Origin of the sequence: Streptomyces dysideae, assembly GCF_001514305.1 — a bacterium.
Classification (GTDB): domain Bacteria; phylum Actinomycetota; class Actinomycetes; order Streptomycetales; family Streptomycetaceae; genus Streptomyces; species Streptomyces dysideae.
In genome coordinates, this window is sequence record NZ_KQ949097.1 from 80,515 (window position 1) to 100,448 (window position 19,934).

Here is a 19,934-nt window from a genome sequence, read left to right on the forward strand (position 1 = left end):
TCTCGTTCCTCTCAGCGGCCGGCGGTGACGGAGGGCGCGGAGCCGCCGGACGAGGCGGCGAAGTAGTTCCGGCACAGGCCCTGCCGCCGGGCGTCCCACACCATGTAGCTGCCGAGGACGAGTTGGGTGAGGCTGCGCGGGACCGCCGCCCAGCGGTCGGCCAGCCGCATCGCCGCGAGCCGGGTCCGCCGGGGGGCCGGCGCCGCTCCGGTGCGCGGGACGAGCAGACAGGGACCGCGGCTGGGCAGGGACCGGGTGTGCTCCGCCGAGGACTCCAGCCGGAAGCGGTGCAGCACATCTTCGGCCGCGACCCGCATGGTGAGGACGGCGAAACCGCGGGCGGGGCAGGGGCGGTTGGCGGTGACCCCGAACGGGATGTAGGCGGACGGTTTGGAATCCGGGTTCAGCCATCGGTCCGGGTCGAACACGTCGCCGCCGGAGCCTTGGTATTCGGGGTAGTTGAACAGCAGGACCGAACCGGCCGGGATGGGGGCCCGTCCCTCCCGGGGGATCTCCCCGGAGGTGATCCGGTGGGCCACGCCGAAGAGCGGGAAGTGCTGCAGCGTCTCGTTGATGACCCGGTCGAGGAGGTCCGGGTCCTCGGCGTCCGTGAACAGCCGGTCCTGCACCGGCCGGTGGGTGGCCAGGACCAGCAGCAGATGGGCCATCGCCTCCGACATCTGCACCACGGCGGTGTTGAAGAAGGTGCCCTGCAGGTAGTACGCCTGCTCCCGCGGCGAGAGGGAGGCGGGCAGCGGCACGGGCGGCGGGTCGTGGGCGAGCCGGTCCCGTAAGTGGGCGGTGAGCCGGGCCCGGCGGTCCATGTGCCGGAGGCTGGTGCACTTCAGGGCGCTGACCACGTCGTCCGCGTTGCCGGTGATCAGGTCGCGGACGTGGCGCGGGCAGGGGGCGCGGAAGACGACCTCGTAGTAGACCTCGGCCCAGACCGGCATCATCAGGTCCCGCAGTCTGACCCGGTGCACACGGGCGTCGCCGTCGAGTTCGCCGAGCACCCGCCGGGTGCAGCGGCCGACCAGCTCGGTCCACTGCTCCCGGGACAGCCCGGCCAGGATCTGCCGGGTGGTCCTGGCGACGTCGTCGTAGCGCGGTCCGGGTTCCAGGTGCTCCTGGTGCACCTCCGGGCCGGGCGACAGCCAGTACCAGAACAGGTCGGACAGGGCGGCGCCGCGGCTGCGGCCGTTGGCCGCCGGATGCCCGTACACCTTCTTGAACTCCTCGGCGGGCACCTCCCGGCCCGGTGCCCGGATGCCCTCCTCACCGCCCACCCAGGCGAAGATGCGCACGCGCAGCCCGATCACCGCCCTGGGCAGCCAGTACGGCAGAGCGGCCAGCGGCACCACCACCGCGGCGGTGGCCAGCCATCCGGTGACACTCACGCGATCACCCCGCCGAACCGGTGGTCCGCCCCCGGCGCCACCACGGGACCCGGCACGGGCCCCCACGCGGGCACCCGGACCAGTTCGGGCGTCAGGTCGGCGAGCCCGGACGCCCCGCACAGGGCCAGGGTGTCGTCCAGCTCCTCGCGCAGCAGCTCCAGCAGCCGCCGTACGCCCTTCTCGCCGCCCTCGGCCAGCGCCCACATCACGGGCCGTCCGATGCCCACGGCTGACGCGCCGAGCGCCAGCGCCTTCACCGCGTCGGTGCCGCGCCGGACGCCGCCGTCCAGCACGACCGGGATACGGCCCGCCACCGCGGCGACGATCTCGGGCAGCAGTTCCAAGGTGGCGGGAACAGTGTCGAGTTGGCGGCCGCCGTGGTTGGACAGCAGCAGCCCGTCGACGCCGTGCCGTACGGCGAGCCGGGCGTCCTCGGGATGCAGCACGCCCTTGAGCAGCACCGGCAGGTCCGTCACGCCGCGCAGCCAGTCGATGTGCTCCCAGTTCAGCTCCGCGGACATGGCGATCTGCCGTACGTGTCCGCGCTCGCCGTCGCGCAGGTCCACCAGGTTCTCGCAGCGCAGGCCGGGCGGCAGGTCGTGGAAGCCGTTGCGCCGGTTGCGTTCGCCCGCGCCCAGCACCGCGGAGTCGACGGTGACCACCAGGGCGGTGCAGCCGGCGTCGGCGGCCCGCCGTACCAGCGCCTCGGTGATCTCCAGGTCGGGCTGGATGTAGAGCTGGAACCACAGCGGCGCGTCGTCGCCGGAGGCGCGGACCGCATCGGCGATCTCGCCCACCGCGACCGTGGACGCCATGGAGACGATCATGATGGCGCCGGCGGCGGCAGCGGCCCGCGCGGTCGCCACCTCTCCTTCCGGATCGACCAGTTTGTGGAAGGCGGTCGGTGAGAGCAGGACGGGCATGCGGGCCCGGCTGCCGAGCAGGGTGACGTCCAGGTCCCGTACCGCACTCCCCCGCAGCACCCGGGGCAGCAGCTGAAGCCGCCCGAACGCTGCCTCGTTGGCCCGTACGGTGATCTCGTCGCGTGCCCCCCCGGCGATGAAGTCGGCGTAGACGGGGTCGAGTTCGGCGCGTGCCGCGGTCTCGAAGTCGTGGGCGGTGTACTGCACGCCGCTCACCGCCCGGCGGGGCTCGGCCGGCGGTCCAGCTCCCGGGCGAAGAACTCGGTGAGTGGCGCCTGGTGGACGTCCGGGTGGTGCCACTCGTTCTCGAGGTTCTCGGCCATGTGATGCGTACCGAGCAGTTCTCCGCCCCGGAAGTGGCGGATCACGGGGTGCAGATAGGCGGCGTCGAAGGCGTCGTCGACCGAGTTCTGGGCGGTGCGGCGCACGGTGATGTCGAAGGGGTCGACCTTGTCGTGGTCGGGGCCGTACTCCAGGGTGACGGTGAAGTAGTCGCCGTCCTCGGTGAGTCGGCTCTCGTGGGCGTACGCGACCGGGACTTCCTCGTGGTAGCGGGCCGGTTCGCCGGGTGCCGTGGCGATCAGGTCCCCGATCACGGCGAACTGCTGCCACAGTGCGGAACTGCAATTGACCCTGGCCACCACGGCGTCGGCCAGCGCCGACGGGGACGCGTCCAGTGGCCGGTGCGGCCAGGGCCGGTCGTGGTGGCGCTCGTCGAGGATGCGGCTCAAGGCGCGTACGGCGTACCGGAATCCGTGGATGAAGCCGCCGGTGGACTTCTTGAAGTCCCGCTGCTGCATCAGGGTGCCGGCGAAGTACAGGCCGGGCACGTTCACCGACTCGTACGCCGGGGAGAGGGCGGCGAAGCGGTCGTCGATGACCAGGTCGGGCCGGCACCGCGGGTCGAACACCGAGGCGTCGAAGCGGAAGCCGGTGCACACGACGACCCGGTCGTAGCGCAGCTCCTTCACGACCTCGTCGGCCCGGGAGAAGCTGAAGCGGACGCGGTAGCCCCCGTCGGGGTCCTTGTCGATGGCCAGTACGTCGCCGTCCAGCAGGGCGTTCTGCGACTTGAGCTGGTAAGTGTCGAGGAAGTTGTTGTTGACGGCGCGCAGATGGCCGACGTAGTGGCTGTTCCAGGCCATCCGGATGGAGTGCGGGCCGGCGACGTGGATCACCGCCGCGGTCTCGACGAGGTTGTCCGCGGTCTCCAGGGCGGAGTTGCCCTTGCCGAGGATCAGGACGCGCTGGTCGATGAAGTCCTCGGGGTCAACGGAGACGACGGAGTAGTCCTCGGCGGTCTCGATGCCGGGTATGTCGGGGGTGTTGGGGCGGCTCAGTCCGGTGGCCATGATCAGGCGGCGGGCGCGGTGTTCGTGACCGTGCTGGTCAGTGACGGTGAAGCCGTCGTCGTCGCGCCGGATCCGCTCCGCCCTGGTGTCGTAGGTGATGTCCAGCTTGAACGCCTCGGCGAAGTCGGCGAGATAGCGCACCAGGTCGTCGGCGTGCGGGAAGTAGCGCTTGCTGTAGCGGGTGAAGAGCAGGTGGGGGTCCGGGGACAGCAGGGAGTTCCAGTCCATCCGGAGGTTCAGCTCGGGATCGTCGGTGCCGTTGTACACCTTGTTGATGGAGATCAGTTTGCGGTGGCGGGGAAAGGTCTGGAAGAAGGTCCCTGGCGCCTGACCGCTCTCCAGGATCCGGTATCCGTGTCCGGCCGCCTGGAGTAACTGGCCGAGCTGGAGCCCGGCGGGGCCGGCACCGATCACGAGGTAGTCGAGGGGCTCGCTGTGTGTGGGGTTCACGGCTGTCTCCTTCTGCTCCGGGCAGGGACATGCCCGGAGGCTGGTGGGGGGTGACGCGGGGGAAGGCGCGGTCGTGCGGGGGCGCGCGACGGCAGGGCTGTGCCCTGGGCTGCGGCCCAGTGACAATCGGGGAACGCGTTCCGTCAGCCGGACATCGCCCGGGACTGCCGTCATCCGGCCGACCGGAACGACCGTACTTCGGAAGCGGGGGGAGCATTTCCTGGCAGGGGCATGACAGACCCTTCCATCGGATTTCCCGTTGAAATCTCAATGAGCACCGTAGTGAGGAGCGAGGGGCACCGGCAACAGGGGCTCAGGGATGACAGGCATTCGACAGGTGCCCCCGCGGCGTGGGCATCACAGCCCGTTCACCGTCACGCAGAGAACGAGTCCAGCGCCGCCGTCACCGTCACGCAGAGAACGAGTCCAGCGCCGCCGTCACCGTCACGCTCAGCGATCCGGCGTCGGCGCCGCCGCGCGAACGCAGGTTCACGCCGTAGGCGAGCAGGGCCAGGAGATCGGCGGCGGCGCCGGGATCGGTGCCCGGTGCCAACTGCCCGTGTGCCTCGGCCTTGACGAGTGCCGCGTACAGCGCGTCCCGCAGTTCCTGGTGGTGCCGGTCGAGGACGGTGCCGACCTCCGGGTCGCCGTTCTCGGCTCCGGCGTGCGCGTTGGAGACCATGCAGCCCCAGCGGGCGTACTCGCCCGAACACCGGGCCCGGATCAGCCCGTCGAAGAACTCGCCGACGGCCGGCAGCCCCCGCTCGTCCGCCGCGAGCCGGCGGAACACCGGCTGGGACCGCCGCTCCACGTAGCGGCTCAGCGCCGCGAGATAGAGCTCCTGTTTCCCGCCGAACGTGGCGTACAGGCTCGAGCGGTTGAGGCCCGTCGCGGTCACGATGTCCTGGATTCCGGTCGAGGCCACGCCCTGCCGCCAGAAGAGCCGCACCACGGTCTCCAGGGTCGCGTCCGGATCGAAGTGCTTGATGTCCGGCATGGTCCACCTCTCCATCTTGAAACAACAATTCCAAGATACTCGCCGGGCCTGGTTCCGGCATGCGCGTCCCGCTATCTTGGAACGGTCGTTTCAAGATGAACCGCCAGCCGAACCACCAGGAGGAACGGACGCCATGACAGCCACCCTCAACGCCGAACTGCGCGCCTTCTACGAGGCCCGCCAGCAGCAGATCCCCGCAGAGGTACGCGAGATCATGCGGCGGGCCGGTGCCGAGCTCGCCGATTCGGGCCAGGCGGACCGGGCCCTCACCGTCGGCGACCGGGCCCCCCGGTTCCGCCTGCCCGCCGCGACCGGCGGGACCGTCACCCTGGACGACCTCCTCGCCGCCGGCCCCGTCGTGCTGACCTTCTACCGAGGCGCCTGGTGCCCGTACTGCAACATCGCCCTGCGCGGGCTCCAGCAGCAGACCGCCGAGATCACCGCACGCGGTGCCCGCCTCGTCGCCGTCTCCCCGCAGATCCCCGACGAGTCCCTCTCCCTGACCGAGAGGCACGGCCTCGCCTTCGACGTCCTCAGCGACATCGGCTCCGGCACCGCGAAGCAGTACGGCCTCGCCTTCGACCTCCCCGAGGACCTCGCCGCCGTCTACGACCGGCTCGGCTTCGACCTCCAGCGTGTCAACGCCGGACACCCGCGCACCCTGCCGCTGCCCGGCACCTACGTCATCGACCGCGCCGGCACCATCCGCTGGGTCTTCGTCGACACCGACTACACCACCCGCGCGGAACCGGCCGACATCGTCACCGCCCTCGACGGACTGGCGTAACCGAACTCCCGCCAGGGGCGGGCCAGTTCCGCCCCTGGCATCTGTCAGAACTGTTGACCCCGATCTGAAAACGTTTTAACTTCCCCTCACTCCAACTCGTAGCCGAGGAGGCTCCGTGGCAGCTCTCCTACGGGAGCGCCCTGGAAAATCGAGGGTGAGCCGCCCTTCCCGTCACCCGTCAGGCGCTCCAGCACAGAGAAAAGGTTTTCACACACGCCGGAGCCGGACCTTGTTCCTGCTCCTGGTGCCCGGTCTCGCGTACTTCCTCGTGTTCCACTACGGCGCGCTGGTCGGCAACGTCATCGCGTTCAAGGAGTACGTGCCCTTCGACGGCATCTGGCGCAGCCCCTGGGTGGGCCTCGGCAACTTCCAGCGGATGTTCGAGGACGGCGAGTTCTGGCACGCGGTCTTCAACACGCTCTGGATCGCGGTCCTGCAGCTCGTGTTCTACTTCCCCGTGCCACTGGCGCTCGCCCTGCTGCTGCACAGCCTCACCTGGAGCACGGTCCGCCGCTTCGTGCAGTCGGTGACGTATCTGCCGCACTTCATCTCATGGGTGATCGTCGTCGCCCTGTTCCAGCAAGTCCTGGGCGACACCGGCATGGTGAACAGCTACCTCGGCGACGCCGGTCTGAGCACCGTCGACATCATCGGCAACCCCGATGCCTTCAAGCCGCTCACCGTCCTCCAGGTGATCTGGAAGGACGCCGGCTGGGGCACGATCATCTTCCTCGCCGCGCTCTCCCAGGTCGACGAGCAGCAGTACGAGGCCGCCGCCATCGACGGCGCCGGCCCCTGGCTGCGGTTCTGGCATGTCACGCTGCCCGCGATCCGCCCGGTGATCGTGCTGCTGCTGATCCTGCGGCTCGGCGACATCCTCTCCGTCGGCTTCGAACAGATGCTGCTCCAGCGCGACTCGGTCGGTCCCGGGGCCGCCGAGATCATCGACACCTTCGTCTACTACCAGGGCATCGTCGGCGGCGACTACGGCTTCGCGGCGGCGGCCGGACTGTTCAAGGGCCTGGTCGGCGCCCTGCTCGTGTACGCGGCCAACAAGGTCGCCCACCGTCTCGGCGAACAGGGGGTATACCGGTGAGCGCCCACGTCCGGCCCGGCTGGATGGAAACGCCGAGGCCCGTCACGCAGGCCGGCAAGGCGGTCGCCCTGGTGGTGGTCGTGCTCCTGGTGTGTGTGCCGTTCCTCGTCATCCTGTCGACGTCGCTCGCCTCCCAGCGCGAGGTCGTGGCGAACGGCGGCTGGGTGCTGTGGCCGCAGGACCCGACCCTGAAGGCGTACCGCGACATCCTCGACGGCGGCATCGTCACCCATGCCCTCGGAGTCAGCGCGGGCGTCACCGTCGTAGGCACCCTGCTCAGCCTCGCCTGCACGGTGACGCTGGCCTACGCGCTGTCCCGCCCCGGTGTGTTCGGCGGCCGGCCGGTGCTGCTGCTGATCCTGTTCACGTTCCTGTTCCCGCCCGGGATGATCCCGAACTACCTGCTCGTCAAGGAGCTCGGGCTGCTCGACAGCTATGCCTCGCTGGTCCTTCCCGTACTGGTCAACGTCTTCAACCTGGTCGTGCTGCGCGGCTTCTTCCAGGGCATCCCCGAGGAGCTGTACGAGGCCGCCCGGCTGGACGGGGCGGGCGACCTGCGGATCCTGTGGTCGATCGTGCTGCCCCTGTCGAAGGCCGCGCTCGCCGTGGTCGGGCTGTTCTACGCCGTCGGCTACTGGAACTCCTGGTTCTACGCCTCGCTCTATCTGGAGAGCGACCACTGGCCGCTCCAACAGGTGCTGCGCACCTATGTCATCGCGGGTACCGGGCTGACGGACACGACCACCGGTGAGGGCACGGTCAACGCGCCGCAGACGATCCAGATGGCCGTCCTGGTCATCGCCACCGTGCCGATCCTGCTCCTCTACCCCTTCCTGCAGAAGTACTTCACCAAGGGCGTGCTCACCGGCGCCATCAAGAGCTGACGCAACATCAGAAGCCTTGTTCAGAGCCGCACTCAGAGAGGTCACTCGCTCATGCCCAGCATGTCCCGACGTACCCTGCTGCGCTCCATGGCCGCAGCGGGCACCGCGGTCTCCGCACCAGGTCTGCTGACCGCCTGCTCGACCGGATCCGGCGAGGGCGACACCTCCAACGCCGGCAAGAAGCTCGCCGACTGGCCCGCCCACCAGGCGCCCGAGGGCGCGAAGCCGGACCTGGCGCCCACCGACGAGGGTGTCCAGCCCGGCTACACCTCCTACCCCTCCGACCTGACCACCTCGGTCGCCCGCACCCCGGGCGACGGCTCCACGATCAGGGTCATGTCGGTCACCTTCGGCACCCCGCCGAAGGGGCGGGCGGACAACCAGTACTGGCGGGCCGTGGAGAAGGCGCTGGGCGTCAAAATCGAGTACACGGTCGTGCCGACGGACGACTACCAGAAGAAGATGGCGACCGTGATGGCCGGCGACCCCGAGTCGCTGCCCGACATCATCAACGTCTTCGCCGGGTTCGTCCTGCCCCGTGAGGCGCAGTTCGTGCAGCGCCGCGCCCAGGACCTGACGCCGTACCTGTCGGGCGAGGCCGTGCGGGACTACCCCAACCTCGCCGGCATCCCCACCCACGCCTGGCGCGACATGGGCCGCATCGGCGGCCGGATCTACGGCATCCCGTTGGAACGCCCGCTGCCCGGATCCACCCTGTGGACCAACCAGGACCTGTTCACCGACGCCGGCATGCGGGAGGGCTGGACCTCCCAGGACTTCGCCACGGTCGCCAGGAAGGCCACCCGGGGCACGACGTACGCCCTGGGCGCGGCGACCGGTTCGCTGTTCGGCAACGCCGTGCACGCCGCCGCCCACAACGCCCCGGCCGGCTGGGCGGTGGACAAGGACGGCACCTTCCGCCCCAACTTCACCGACGAGCGCTACAAGGCGGCCGTCGCCTTCCAGGCCGAGCTGCGCAAGAACGGCTCCTACCACCCCGACGCCGCCTCGATGGCCACCCCGGAGCTGGGCACCCTGTTCCTCAACGGGACGGTCGGCTCCATGCAGAACGGCTTCGGCGCCTACCAGACCCTCTACCCCGACTCCAAGGGCCTGCTCACCCCGGCGCCCGCCCTTCCGTACGGCGTCGACGGCACCCCCGGCGGCATCGTCGCCGCCCGCCGCTCCTTCGGCTACACGGTCCTGAAGAAGGCGAAGAAGGAACGCATCGAACTGCTCCTGCGCCTCCTCGACTACCTGGCCGCCCCGTTCGGCACGAAGGAGTGGGAGCTCGTGCACTACGGCCTGGAGGGCGTCCACTTCACCCGAGGCAAGGACGGCTCCCCGCAGCCGAACAAGCTGGGCGAGGTGGAGAACGTCTCCAACCTGCCCTTCCGTTACCTCGCCGAGGGCCCCCAGGTGCTCTTCGTGCCGGGCAGGCCCGAGGCCGTACGTGCCGTGCACGCCTGGCAGCGGAAGGTGGTGCCGGTCGCGGTCCGCGACGCCTCCTTCGGACTGCAGTCCCGCACCAACACCACCCAGGGCACCACCCTCAAGGCCCTCATGGACGACACCGTCACCTCGGTCGTCGCCGGGCGCGCCCCGATGTCCGCGTACGACGACGCCGTGCAGAAGTGGCGCTCCCGCGGCGGCGACAGAATGGCCGAGGAATACGCCAAGGAATACGCCGCCAACGCATGAGCCGAGGCCGGCGCGCACGGACGACGACGTCATCACACGGGGAGCGACATGGCAGACAAGGCGCGGGTCACCATCCGCGAGGTGGCCGAGCGTGCAGGGGTTTCCGTGGCCACGGTCTCGCGGGTGCTGAGCGGCAACTACCCGGTCCCGCCGGCCACCCGCGCGCGTGTCCTGCGCGCGGCACGGGCTCTGGACTACGTCGCCAACGCACACGCTCGCGCCCTGGTCGGCGGCGGCCGGAAGATGGTCGCCGTCGTCCTGCGCCAGGTCACCAGCCCGTTCTACGCCCAGGTCGCCGAGGGCGTCGAGGCGGAGGCGGCGGCGAACGGCTGGCTGTGCCTGGTCGGCACCACGGGCGGTGATCCGCAGCGGGAGATGGACTTCGTCCAGCTCATGCGCGAGGAGGGCGCGCGCGTGGTGATCCTCGTGGGCGGGGTCGTCGAGGACGACGCCTACCGGGAGCGCGTCGCGCACTACGCGCACGCCCTGGACGCCGCCGGTGCCCGTCTGGTGCTCTGCGGGCGCCCCTCTCCCGACCCCGAACTGCCCGCCCTGGTCGTCGTGTTCGACAACGAGGCCGGAGCCCTGGCCGTCACCAGCCATCTGCTGTCGGCCGGACACCGGCGGATCGTGTTCCTCGGCGGTCTGCCCGGCAACACCGCCCTGGACGCCCGGGTGGCCGGCTACCGTGCGGCGCTGGCCGCGCACGGGCTGCCTCCGGAGGCCGCGCACGTCGTCGACTGCGGTCTTGGCCGGGCCGCCGGCCATCGTGCGATGGCCGAACTCCTCAAGGGCGAACGGGAGTTCACGGCCGTGTTCGCCGGTGACGACATGGTGGCCGCCGGTGCGCTGCGCGCCATCGCCGACGCCGGGCTGCGCGTCCCCGACGACGTCTCCGTCGTCGGCTACAACGACATCCCGCTCGCCGAGGACTTCAACCCCCCGCTGACCACCGTCCGCACACCCGCCGAGGAACTGGGGCGCAGTGCCGTACGCCTGGCCCTGCGCGACCCCGACGGGACGGCCGGCACCGACCATGTGCTCGGCACCCACATCGTCGTACGCGGCAGCGTCAGCCCGCCCCCGTCCGAACGGACCCCGTGACCCAAGGAGACCCGACCCGGCATGACCGCGCCGCATCTCTCGGTCGACCCCGGCCAACTGCCGCCGCCCGATTCCCGGTTGTCGCCGTACACCGGCTACACCCGGGCCCACTGGGAAACCGCCGCCGACCGCCTCCTGGCCGCCCTCGTCCCGTACGCCTCACCCGGCCTCGCCCAGTACCGCCTGCCCGGCCGGACCGGCCACTCCGGCGAACTGTCCGACGCGGTCGAGGGCTACGCCCGCTCCTTCCTCCTCGCCGCCTTCCGTATCGCGGGATCCCGCGGGCAGGCCGGTCCCGACCTGATCGAGCGGTACGTCACCGGTCTCGCCAACGGAACCGACCCCCACCACCCGGAACACTGGCCGCCGATCACCGACCGCGCCCAGCCCATGGTCGAGGCCGCCTCCCTCGCCGTCGCCCTGCACGAGACCCGCCCCTGGCTCTGGGACCACCTCTCCGACGGGGTACGCCAACGGGTCGCCGACTGGCTCGGCGGATTCGTCGGAGCCACCGCCAACGACTCCAACTGGCGGCTCTTCCAGGTCGTCACCGAGGAGTTCCTCGCCTCGGTCGGCGCCTCGCACAACCGGGACGAGATCGACGCCGGGCTGGCCCGTCTGGACGACTGGTACCGCGGCGACGGCTGGTACACCGACGGCGACGGCCGCAAGTTCGACTACTACAACGCCTGGGCCCTGCACCTGTACCCGGTGCTGTGGGCGCGCATCGCCGGCCCCCGGGCCGACCCCGCCCTGGTCGCGACCCATCGCACACGTCTTCGCGAGTTCCTCGACGTCCATCAGTACTTCTTCGGCTCCGACGGCGCCCCCGTCCACCAGGGCCGCTCCCTCACCTACCGCTACGCCGCCGCGGCCCCTCTGTGGGCGGGTGCCCTGGCCGGTGCCACCCCGATGCCCCCCGGCCGCACCCGTCGCCTCGCCTCCGGTGCCCTGAAGCACTTCGCCGACCGTGAAGTGCCCGACGAGAAAGGGCTGTTGAGCCTGGGCTGGTACCGGCCCTTTCTCCCGGTCACCCAGCCCTATTCGGGTCCCGCCTCCCCGTACTGGGCGAGCAAGGCGTTCCTCGGCCTGCTGCTGCCCGCCGGGCATCCGGTGTGGACGGCGCCGGAGGAACCCGGGCCGGTGGACACCGCCGACCGGCAGCTGGCCCTGCCCGCGCCGGGCTGGCTGCTGCACTCCACCGCCGCGGACGGGATCGTACGCCTGGTCAACCACGGCAGTGACCGGCTGCCACCGCCGCCCGCGACCTCGCAGGACAGCCCCCACTACACCCGGTTCGCGTACTCCACGGCCACCGCCCCGGAGACGCCGCGCGGCCCCGACAACCACATCGCGCTGCTGGACGACTCCGGAGCCTCGGTCAGAGGCCGCATCCACCCGCTCTACACGCGGACCCGCCGGGCCGCGTCGTGGCACACACCGCGCCGCCCGGACGGGGAGCTCGACGCGCGCATCACCACAGCCGGCGTGGTGCACGGTCCCTGGGAGATACGCGTCCACCGCGTCGAGGCGCCGGCCGGGTTCGGCGTACACGAGGGCGGCTGGGCCGTGGCCTGCGACACCACTCCGCCGACCGCGGAGACCGGACCGCGCTGGGCGCTGGCCCGCCGGCGCGACGGCCTGACCAGCCTGATCGCCGGCCTGCTCGGCTGGGAGGACGACGGGACGGTCCTGCACGCCGAGGACCGCAACGCCTACGGCCACCACTCGGCGACTCCGGTGCTCACCGTGCCCCGGCATGCGGGCGGTACGCGCCTGCTGGTGACGCTGGTCTGTCTCACCGCCGATCCGGCCGTGTACCGCGACGTCCACGCCCTGCGCGCGGGCGCCGGGGCACACGTGGAGTCCGACGGGACGGTGGAGATCCGCTTCCCGGACGGGACAACTGACCAGGTCCTGCTGGTGACTTGATGCCCTGGCCCCGCTCAGGGCCGAGGGACGAGCCGGGGGCTGTGGTGGGCGGGTGGGCGGCGAGTGCGTCCGCGACGGCGCTCAGGCGACATGGAGGCGTATCTCCTGCCGGGTCGGCTCCAGCCGGACACCGGCCTGATCGACGATGTGGTCGGTGCCGAGACCAACGATTCGCCTGGGTCTGCGGGGGCAGGCGCCCGACTCGGTGCGGGCGGCCCGGATCAAGTCCCCGCAGCGCGAGGCCTGTTCGCGCGCATGCGTCCCGGTGCCGGCCTTCGCGGTGGCGCTGACTCCGGAGGACGCCGCCGCTGCCGCCGTCGCCCGGGACTTCCCCCGCATCGTCAAGCCGGTCTCGCTGTGTCCGGCCGAGCACCCGCATGGACGAGAACCTGCTGCTCGCCACCGGCGCGGAGACGTCGGAGGGGCTGTGGGCGACGGCCGGGCGCTTCGACTCGCTGATGACCTCGGAGAGCCTGTCCTCCAGCCACCGTCATGCCCGGCGGTTCGGCTACGCGGCGCCGGTCGCCGGGAGCCTGGGCGAGTCCCGCTTCGAGGGCACGTTGCTGCTCGACGCACCTCTCCGGCGCGCCGCGACTGCGCGGCAACCATCTCGGACAACGGCTCTACCGCGCCCGGGCCGACGCCCTGGACTTCGACATCATCGCTCAGCTCCGACCTGCTCCGGGGCCCGCCCCAGCAGGAACTCCAGCCGGGCCAGCCCGTCGGCCAGCTCCTGTACACCGGCCAGCCCGTCCAGCATCTGCGCCTCGGCCCGCTGTGCCAGCACGGCGACGGCCCGGTGCCGCGTCCGGCCGCGCGCGGAGAGATAGAGCAGGACACGCCGCCCGTCCCCCGGGTCCTTGCGGCGGTAGGCCAACGCAACCGAGACCAGCCGGTCGACCAGCTTGGTGAGACTCGGCGCGGGCATCAGCGCGTACTCGGCGACGTCGGACATGGCGTGCCCGCGGCCGTCCGAGAGCAGCGACAGCACCCGCCACTCCTCGACGGAACAGTCCTCGGCCTCGAGCGCGGCGGCCAGTCGGCGGGTCATCAACCGCTCTGCGCTGCTGAGCAGTTGGGGGAGATCGCGAGGCAACTCCGGCGACACGGTCAACCTCTCCTCCGCGGGGCCGCTGACACACAACTCACAGCGCCGACAGTACCTCCCCCCAGACAATGCTTTCCAGGGAAAGGATCTGACCGTCGGCCGTGATCCACCTCACGGAGCGCGAACGGAGCCCCGCGACCGGCCACCCGTTTTCCGGGAATCACACCAGCCGGAAACACGTTGACGTCGTTCCCGGCTCAGAATGCTTTCCTTGTTCCCAGCCCTTCTCGGGGGAAGCACTGAGCCTTCCCCTGCCGGTACCGATGGCGCGTCAACGACCCTCAGTTGGCGATCTTTGGCCTTGTCTTGACGCGATCCATACGGCATCTTTACCCAGGGAGTGCCGGGAAGTCTGGTCGGCGACGGGGCCCGCCATGGGCCCGGGCCAGCATGTTGTCGACCGAAGTGGGAGCAGATGTTCCAGCGCGTCGCGAAAGAGATCCTTTCCGGCCTGACCGTGGCGATCGTGGCGTTGCCGCTGGCGATCGCCTTCGGCATCACCGCGACGGGCACCTCGGAGGGTGCACTCGTCGGACTGTACGGCGCGATCTTCGCCGGGTTCTTCGCGGCGGTCTTCGGTGGTACGCCCGGCCAGGTGACCGGCCCCACGGGCCCCATCACCGTCGTCGCCACCGGGGTCATCGCCGAGCACGGACTCGAGGGCGCGTTCCTCGCGTTCATCATGGCCGGCGCCTTCCAGGTGCTGTTCGGGCTGTGCCGGCTCGGCTCGCTCGTCCGCTACATACCCCACCCGGTGGTGTCGGGTTTCATGGGCGGCATCGCACTGATCATCATCCTGGGTGAGCTGGACCAGGTGCAGAGCAGTTTCCTGGTGGTGGCGGGCACGGTCGTGCTCATGCTGGTGTCCGCACGTGTGATCAAGTCGATTCCGGCGAGTCTGATCGCGCTCGTGGCCATGACCGTGGCCCTGCGGTTCGTGGACTCGCTGCTGCGGGACGTGAGCGTCGGGCCGGTGTCGCTCAACTCGGCGATCGACTACATCGGCCAGATACCGGAGTCGATCCCCTCGATCACCGTCCCCGAGCTCAGCGGGTCGCTGCTCCTCACCCTCGTGCTGCCCGCGCTCAGCATCGCCCTGCTGGGCTCGATCGACTCACTGCTGACCTCGGTCGTCATGGACAACATCACCGGCAAGCGGCACCACAGCAACAAGGAACTGATCGGCCAGGGCATCGGCAACGCCGTCAGCGGTCTGTTCGGCGGTCTGGCCAGTGCCGGCGCGACCGTCAGGTCCGTGGTCAACGTCCGCAGCGGCGGCCGCACCGCGCTGTCGGCGGCCACGCACAGCGTCATCCTCCTCGTGCTCGTGGTCGGCCTCGGGGCCGTCGTGCAGTACATCCCCCTCGCCGTGCTGTCGGGGATCCTGATCCTGACCGCGCTCGGCATGTTCGACTGGGAGAGCCTGCGCAAGGCACATGTCTCCCCGCGGGGTGACGTCGTCGTGATGTTCGCCACGATGATCATCACCGTCCTCATCGACCTGACCGTGGCGGTCGCCGTCGGCGTCGTCCTGGCGCTCATCGTGCACGGCGTGCAGTCGCGCCGGCGCAAGGCCTCGGTCGTCCACGACGGCACCGGCACCTACCACATCGACGGGCCGCTGTCGTTCCTGTCCGTCGACCATGTCTTCGCCACCCTGCGCAACGACCGGACGAACCTGTCGCTGAACCTGAAGGACGTGGACTACATCGACATGTCCGGGGCGAAGGCGCTGCTGGCGTTCATCGACCACTCGCACAAGTCCGGCGTCGAACTCGACGTCAAGGAGCTGCCGCCGCATGTCGAGGACCGCCTGATCGCCCTCGCGGACGAGGAACAGCGCGACAAGCTCAAGACCGTCGTCGTCGACAGCCGCGCCTGAGGCCTGTCCCCGCCGCTGCCCTCGGTCCTGCTGGTAGCGGCGGGCGCTGGACAACGCTCGCGACGAGACCCCCGGTACGACCGTCGGCAGACTGATCCAGAGGCGCCGGCTGGAGGAGTGTGCTCGCGAACTGGCCCGCAGCGGCAGGACGGCTCCGACCATGTCGGCGGTCGCCCAGCGGTGGGGTTTCGTCAATCCCGCCCACTTCAGCCGGGTGTTCCGCCGCGCCTACGGTCTCTCCCCGCGCGAATGGCGCAGCGCGAGGGTCGGGGGAAGCGGCGAGGTACGGGAGCCGTCCGGCGTGCCCGAGCACGGCCGATAGCGGTGGCTACGGTCGCCGTCAGCCCCGGCGCGGACCGAACGGGCGGCGCGCAGGATCAGCTCGGTGACCGGGCCGGGGTCGCTCACGGAGGCCGCGTGGGGCGCACGGACCGTGACGGTGCGGGCGCGGGCGCGCTAGGCCATCCACCGCTCGGCGGCCGGAGGGATGTTGCGGTCCTCCGTGGACCCTCGACGGCGGTCTCGCCCTGCGCGTCCATGCGGCCGACCCGGTGATCACACTCGGGCCGACCGGCGTGCCCGCGCCGCCCCCATGGCGCCCTCGGCGAGGAAGGCGTTCTCGTGCGGGATGTCCGCGGGGAGCAGGTCGAGCACGGCGCTGTTGACCACGCAGCCGTGCCCGGAGTCGTGCATCACGAACACCTTGCGGCCGCGGCCGGCCTTGTCCAGATGGGCGGCGGTCAGGTGGCGGCCCAGCGCCCGCCGGTCGTATCCGGCGATGCTCACCCAGTCGCCGGGCGAGCGCTTCCGGGCGGCTTCCGCCACGACCGCGAGCACGTCGTCGATCCGCGTGAGGCCCGCGATGCTCGGGGTGTTCTGCTTGAACCCGGTCCAGGCGAGGTGCACATGGGCGTCGATGAATCCGGGCAGCACGGTGGCGCCCTGCAGGTCGATCACCTCGCGCGCGGGCAGGGAGGTCACCGCCTCGTCCAACCCCACGACCCGGCCCCGCCAGATACCCAGGTCGTGGGCGACCGGGTGGTCCGGGTCCATGGCGAGGAAGCGCGCGTTCGTCAGTCTGGCGCAGAGCATCCGCGCGGCGAAGCCTCAGGCGTCCATGGACGTCGCGAGGGACCGGGGGCGCAGATCGGTCCAGTGGGACTCGATGAAGTCCAGGCACGCCTCTCGGGTGTTCTCGGCGAAGACGATCGTCCACCCCCCGGGCACCTCGGCGAAGGACGGCCAAAGCGAGTGCTGGTCCTCGTCGTTGACAAGGACCAGGAAGCGGCCTTCGTTGTCGTCGAAGGGGTTGGTGCTCATGCTCGGTGGCCTCCTCGGAACGTCACCATTAGGTTAGGCTGGCCTAACTGACAGGAGCTTAGCCTTGCCGCTTCCCTCTCACAAGGAGACGACGTTCATGCGCCTGGTCACGGCCGACATGGAGAACGCCTTCACCGAGTTCGGACTGCCCGGCAAACCCGGCACCGTCGAGTTCTGGGCGGCGGCGGGGACACCCGCGTCGGTACCGGCCGGCGACGGCGGCTGGGTGACCTTGTTCCTGTGGCGCGGGTCTCCGGCGAGCATCGGCTTCGAGAGCTGGTCGGAGCCGGTGCCCCTGCGCCGCTGGGGCGACACGGACTGCTGGTACGCCGAGGTGCGCATGCCCGCACGGCTGCGGGTGACCTACCAGTTCCGCGCGGGCGACGCGACGTACGCCGACCCGCTCAACCCGGCCGGTGCGGGCCCTGACCGGTCCATCGCCGCGACCCCGGACGCCCCGGCCCAGCCGCACTGGCCCCTCGTCGGCGCCTCGGGCGTCCTGCCCCTGCCCCGCACCCGGCTCCGCTGGACCAGCGGACGGCTCGGCGGGCGGCGTACCGTGCGGGTCCATCCGACGGGCGGCGGCGGACCGGTGGTCCTGCTGCTCGACGGGGACGACTGGCTCTACCTGCACCCGGCCATGACCGCGTTCGACTCGGCCGTCACCAGTGGCGAGTTGCCCCCGGTCACCCTCGTCTTCCTGCCGGCCAAGGACAGGAACGCCGAGTTCGTGTGCCGGCCCGAGCTGTGGGAGGCGGTCCGGGACGAACTGCTGCCGCTGGTGACGGAGTCCGGCGTACCCGCCGACCGGGACCGGCTGGTCGTCGCCGGGCAGAGCCTCGGCGGGCTGAGCGCGCTGTACGCGGCACTGGAGTTCCCGGACCTGGTCTCGCGCGTCGCCTGTCAGTCGGGGTCGTTCTGGTGGACACCCGACGCCATGGACCGGGCGGACCCCATGGGCGGCCCGGTCGGCGGCGCGATCGCCGCGCGCCTGCGGGGGCGGCCGGACGTGTCCGGTCTGCGGGTCGCGTTCGACGTGGGGGAACACGAGACGGGGATGCTGCCCCACTGCGAGCTGGTGGAGAGCCTGGCCGAACAGGCCGGGGCGACTGTGCGGGTTTCGCGGTCGGCGTCGGAGCACGACCGGGCGGGCTGGCGGCATGCTCTGCTCAGGGATGTCGCCTGGGCACTCCTTTGACGAAGTCCGGTGCGGCATCGCGCCCCGTAAGGGGCGCGGGGAACTGCGCGACCAGCCCCCACCGGCCCGCACATCCATCATCGCGCTACCAACAGGTCACCGCGCCACCGCCAAGCAGTACTCCTCGTCCTTGGCCAGGAGGTTCCGATGGGTGTCCTCGGCCGTGATGACACCCTCGTCCAAGACAAGGACCCGGTCCGCGGCATCCAGCAGCGCCGGGCTACTGGTGATCACGACGGTCGTCCGTCCCCGCCGCAGCTTCGCGACGTTCCGCGCGATGAGCTGCTCGGTGACCGCGTCGACGGCTGTCGTCGGATCGTGCAGGACGAGGACATCCGTGTCGGCGGCCAACGCGCGTGCCAGGGAGAGCCGTTGGCGCTGCCCCCCGGAGAGGTTCGCACCGCGGTCGCGGACGGCGTAGTCGAGACCTTCGCGGTGGAGGGCGACCACGTCCGTCAACATGGACGCCTCGACGGCCTCGGGGACCGTCCGGCTGGTGCCCGAGGGGTCGATGTTCGTGCGGAGGGTGCCCGCGAAGATCTCCCCGTCGTACGGGTTCACCAGCATGTGCTCGCGGACCGCCTCGACCGACAGGTCCGCGAGCTCCTGCCCGCTGACCCGCACGACTCCCTCGTACGCGTCGGGCGGGACGTTCACGGCGAGGACCGACGCGAGGTCGGCCGCCGAGCGCGGCTGGTAGGGGGCGATCGCCACGAACTCGCCGGCGGCCACCTGGAGTTTCAGGTTCCGCAGGGTGCCGTATCGGACGCAGTCGATCTCGAGGTCTCCGCCGGCGGCCGGGAGCTGAGGCCCCGGGGTCGTCACCGGCGGCGCGGTCAGCACCAGCGCCATCCGCGCGGCAGACGCGCGCGCGATCATCACGTACTTCGGCATCTCCGAGAACAGCTTGAGCGGTTCCATGATGAACTGCGCCAGTCCCACGGCCATGACGAGCTCTCCGATGTTGATCTGGCCGCCGAACGCCAGCCAGCCCGCCGTCAGGGTCACAGCGGCGGCGAGGATCGCGTTGAGGGCCAGCGCGGTGCCCGCGTACGCGCCGTTCACCTTGGCGACGGTGATCGCCTGGAGCTTCGCCTCCGTGCTGACCTTCCGATAGGACCGGAACGCCGCGTGGTTGCCGCCGAAGCCGTGCAGCGGGCGCAGGCCGGTGATCAGGTCGGCGACCTTCGCGCCCGCCCGCGCCACCCGGGCCTGCTGTTCCTGGGTACTGGCGCCGATCCGCTTGGACATCACGCTGAGGATCGACAGGATCGCGATGGTTCCCACGATCACCAGCAGACCGAGCCGGATGTCGGCCAGGCCCAGCGCGACCGCCGCGACCAGCACCGCGACCAGCGAGCTGACCAGCAGCGGCACCACCTCGATGATGTCGGCGGTCTGGTCGGCGTCCTCGGTGGCGATGGTCAGCACCTCGCCGGACTTGAGGTCGACGTCCCTGGCCACCGGCTGGAGTCCGCAGGCCGCGACCCGCACCCGCCAGCGGTGTGCCTCGGTCGTGTTGGCCTTCTGCAGGACGCGCATTCCGAACCGCCACGACAGTGACACGGTCGTGATGATCACGGCCAGCGCGGCGATCGACAGGCCGAGCGCGCCAAGGCTCCGGTCCCGCATCGTGTGCTCGACGATCAGACCGAGCGCGATGGGGAATGCGGTCTCCCCTGCCTGGTACAGGCCCATGAGGACGGTGCCCCAGACCATGGCGCCGACGTTGCGGCGCAGGGCGGTCCGGAGGATGTCGGACCCCGGGCGGGGCCGCTGCGTGTCAGGAGTTGTCATCAGTTG

Annotated in this window: 16 protein-coding genes and 2 pseudogenes; 9 read left to right on the forward strand and 9 right to left on the reverse strand. The window is 70.8% G+C overall.

Features of this window, described 5'->3' with window-relative positions:
• Positions 1–11 precede the first annotated feature (11 nt).
• From AQJ91_RS30460 to AQJ91_RS30475, 4 genes are all read right to left on the reverse strand, one after another.
• Positions 12–1,397, reverse strand: coding sequence for a cytochrome P450 (locus AQJ91_RS30460; protein WP_067027913.1), 1,386 nt, complete (start codon positions 1,395–1,397; stop codon positions 12–14).
• Complete coding sequence (locus tag AQJ91_RS30465) at positions 1,394–2,527, reverse strand: alpha-hydroxy acid oxidase (protein WP_234383086.1); 1,134 nt, start codon at positions 2,525–2,527, stop codon at positions 1,394–1,396. Before AQJ91_RS30465 ends, AQJ91_RS30460 begins: the two co-directional genes overlap by 4 nt.
• A gap of 5 nt (positions 2,528–2,532) precedes the next feature.
• The gene (locus AQJ91_RS30470) at positions 2,533–4,122 is read right to left on the reverse strand and encodes an NAD(P)-binding domain-containing protein (RefSeq protein ID WP_067027919.1); all 1,590 of its coding nucleotides are present in this window, start codon (positions 4,120–4,122) and stop codon (positions 2,533–2,535) included.
• A 409-nt stretch (positions 4,123–4,531) separates the two neighbouring features.
• Complete coding sequence (locus AQJ91_RS30475) at positions 4,532–5,119, reverse strand: TetR/AcrR family transcriptional regulator (protein ID WP_067027921.1); 588 nt, start codon at positions 5,117–5,119, stop codon at positions 4,532–4,534.
• A 133-nt stretch (positions 5,120–5,252) separates the two neighbouring features.
• On the opposite strand from AQJ91_RS30475, the gene AQJ91_RS30480 reads away from it, so the two are divergent.
• From AQJ91_RS30480 to AQJ91_RS30505, 6 genes are all read left to right on the forward strand, one after another.
• A complete protein-coding gene (locus AQJ91_RS30480; protein WP_067027923.1) occupies positions 5,253–5,906 on the forward strand; it encodes a peroxiredoxin-like family protein in 654 nt (217 codons plus the stop codon).
• Positions 5,907–6,135: 229 nt separating this feature from the next.
• On the forward strand, positions 6,136–7,002 hold the full coding sequence (locus tag AQJ91_RS30485) for an ABC transporter permease (protein WP_067027925.1): 867 nt from the start codon (positions 6,136–6,138) through the stop codon (positions 7,000–7,002).
• A complete protein-coding gene (locus AQJ91_RS30490) occupies positions 6,999–7,886 on the forward strand; it encodes a carbohydrate ABC transporter permease (RefSeq protein WP_067027927.1) in 888 nt (295 codons plus the stop codon). Before AQJ91_RS30485 ends, AQJ91_RS30490 begins: the two co-directional genes overlap by 4 nt.
• Before the next feature lie 51 nt (positions 7,887–7,937).
• Complete coding sequence (locus AQJ91_RS30495) at positions 7,938–9,587, forward strand: extracellular solute-binding protein (protein ID WP_067027929.1); 1,650 nt, start codon at positions 7,938–7,940, stop codon at positions 9,585–9,587.
• Positions 9,588–9,635: 48 nt separating this feature from the next.
• Entirely contained in the window at positions 9,636–10,691 is a 1,056-nt protein-coding gene (locus AQJ91_RS30500) for a LacI family DNA-binding transcriptional regulator (protein WP_067027931.1), read from the forward strand.
• A gap of 21 nt (positions 10,692–10,712) precedes the next feature.
• Complete coding sequence (locus AQJ91_RS30505; protein WP_067027933.1) at positions 10,713–12,623, forward strand: DUF2264 domain-containing protein; 1,911 nt, start codon at positions 10,713–10,715, stop codon at positions 12,621–12,623.
• An 81-nt stretch (positions 12,624–12,704) separates the two neighbouring features.
• Here the strand turns inward: AQJ91_RS30505 and AQJ91_RS30510 are convergent, their stop codons facing one another.
• Together AQJ91_RS30510 and AQJ91_RS30515 are read right to left on the reverse strand one after the other, a co-directional pair.
• Entirely contained in the window at positions 12,705–12,968 is a 264-nt protein-coding gene (locus AQJ91_RS30510) for a hypothetical protein (protein WP_159054689.1), read from the reverse strand.
• A 313-nt stretch (positions 12,969–13,281) separates the two neighbouring features.
• Complete coding sequence (locus AQJ91_RS30515; RefSeq protein ID WP_324618034.1) at positions 13,282–13,731, reverse strand: MarR family winged helix-turn-helix transcriptional regulator; 450 nt, start codon at positions 13,729–13,731, stop codon at positions 13,282–13,284.
• Between the two features lie 415 nt (positions 13,732–14,146).
• Between AQJ91_RS30515 and AQJ91_RS30520 the strand changes: the two genes are divergently transcribed.
• Both AQJ91_RS30520 and AQJ91_RS50270 read left to right on the forward strand, forming a co-directional pair.
• Positions 14,147–15,613, forward strand: a complete 1,467-nt coding sequence (locus AQJ91_RS30520) for a SulP family inorganic anion transporter (protein WP_067027939.1) — start codon at positions 14,147–14,149, stop codon at positions 15,611–15,613.
• A 64-nt stretch (positions 15,614–15,677) separates the two neighbouring features.
• Positions 15,678–15,935, forward strand: a pseudogene (locus AQJ91_RS50270) (helix-turn-helix transcriptional regulator); the annotation flags it as partial.
• Between the two features lie 248 nt (positions 15,936–16,183).
• On the opposite strand, the pseudogene AQJ91_RS30525 reads toward AQJ91_RS50270, so the two are convergent.
• Together AQJ91_RS30525 and AQJ91_RS30530 are read right to left on the reverse strand one after the other, a co-directional pair.
• Positions 16,184–16,705, reverse strand: a pseudogene (locus AQJ91_RS30525) (amidohydrolase family protein); the annotation flags it as partial.
• A gap of 15 nt (positions 16,706–16,720) precedes the next feature.
• Entirely contained in the window at positions 16,721–16,933 is a 213-nt protein-coding gene (locus AQJ91_RS30530; protein ID WP_067027942.1) for an MbtH family protein, read from the reverse strand.
• A 97-nt stretch (positions 16,934–17,030) separates the two neighbouring features.
• Here AQJ91_RS30530 and AQJ91_RS30535 point away from each other — a divergent pair, with 97 nt between their 5' ends.
• Positions 17,031–18,131, forward strand: a complete 1,101-nt coding sequence (locus tag AQJ91_RS30535; protein WP_067027944.1) for an alpha/beta hydrolase-fold protein — start codon at positions 17,031–17,033, stop codon at positions 18,129–18,131.
• Between the two features lie 96 nt (positions 18,132–18,227).
• Here AQJ91_RS30535 and AQJ91_RS30540 read toward each other — a convergent pair whose 3' ends face one another.
• Positions 18,228–19,928, reverse strand: coding sequence for an ABC transporter ATP-binding protein (locus tag AQJ91_RS30540; RefSeq protein ID WP_067027946.1), 1,701 nt, complete (start codon positions 19,926–19,928; stop codon positions 18,228–18,230).
• Positions 19,929–19,934 lie beyond the last annotated feature (6 nt).

Excerpts from the sequence above, each read along its gene's own strand:
- AQJ91_RS30475 (WP_067027921.1), bottom strand. The coding sequence starts at position 5,119 with ATGCCGGACATCAAGCACTTCGATCCGGACGCGACCCTGGAGACCGTG.
- AQJ91_RS30480 (WP_067027923.1), top strand. The coding sequence starts at position 5,253 with ATGACAGCCACCCTCAACGCCGAACTGCGCGCCTTCTACGAGGCCCGC.
- AQJ91_RS30495 (WP_067027929.1), top strand. The coding sequence starts at position 7,938 with ATGCCCAGCATGTCCCGACGTACCCTGCTGCGCTCCATGGCCGCAGCG.
- AQJ91_RS30500 (WP_067027931.1), top strand. The coding sequence starts at position 9,636 with ATGGCAGACAAGGCGCGGGTCACCATCCGCGAGGTGGCCGAGCGTGCA.
- AQJ91_RS30505 (WP_067027933.1), top strand. The coding sequence starts at position 10,713 with ATGACCGCGCCGCATCTCTCGGTCGACCCCGGCCAACTGCCGCCGCCC.
- AQJ91_RS30520 (WP_067027939.1), top strand. The coding sequence starts at position 14,147 with ATGTTCCAGCGCGTCGCGAAAGAGATCCTTTCCGGCCTGACCGTGGCG.
- AQJ91_RS30530 (WP_067027942.1), bottom strand. The coding sequence starts at position 16,933 with ATGAGCACCAACCCCTTCGACGACAACGAAGGCCGCTTCCTGGTCCTT.
- AQJ91_RS30535 (WP_067027944.1), top strand. The coding sequence starts at position 17,031 with ATGCGCCTGGTCACGGCCGACATGGAGAACGCCTTCACCGAGTTCGGA.
- AQJ91_RS30540 (WP_067027946.1), bottom strand. The coding sequence starts at position 19,928 with ATGACAACTCCTGACACGCAGCGGCCCCGCCCGGGGTCCGACATCCTC.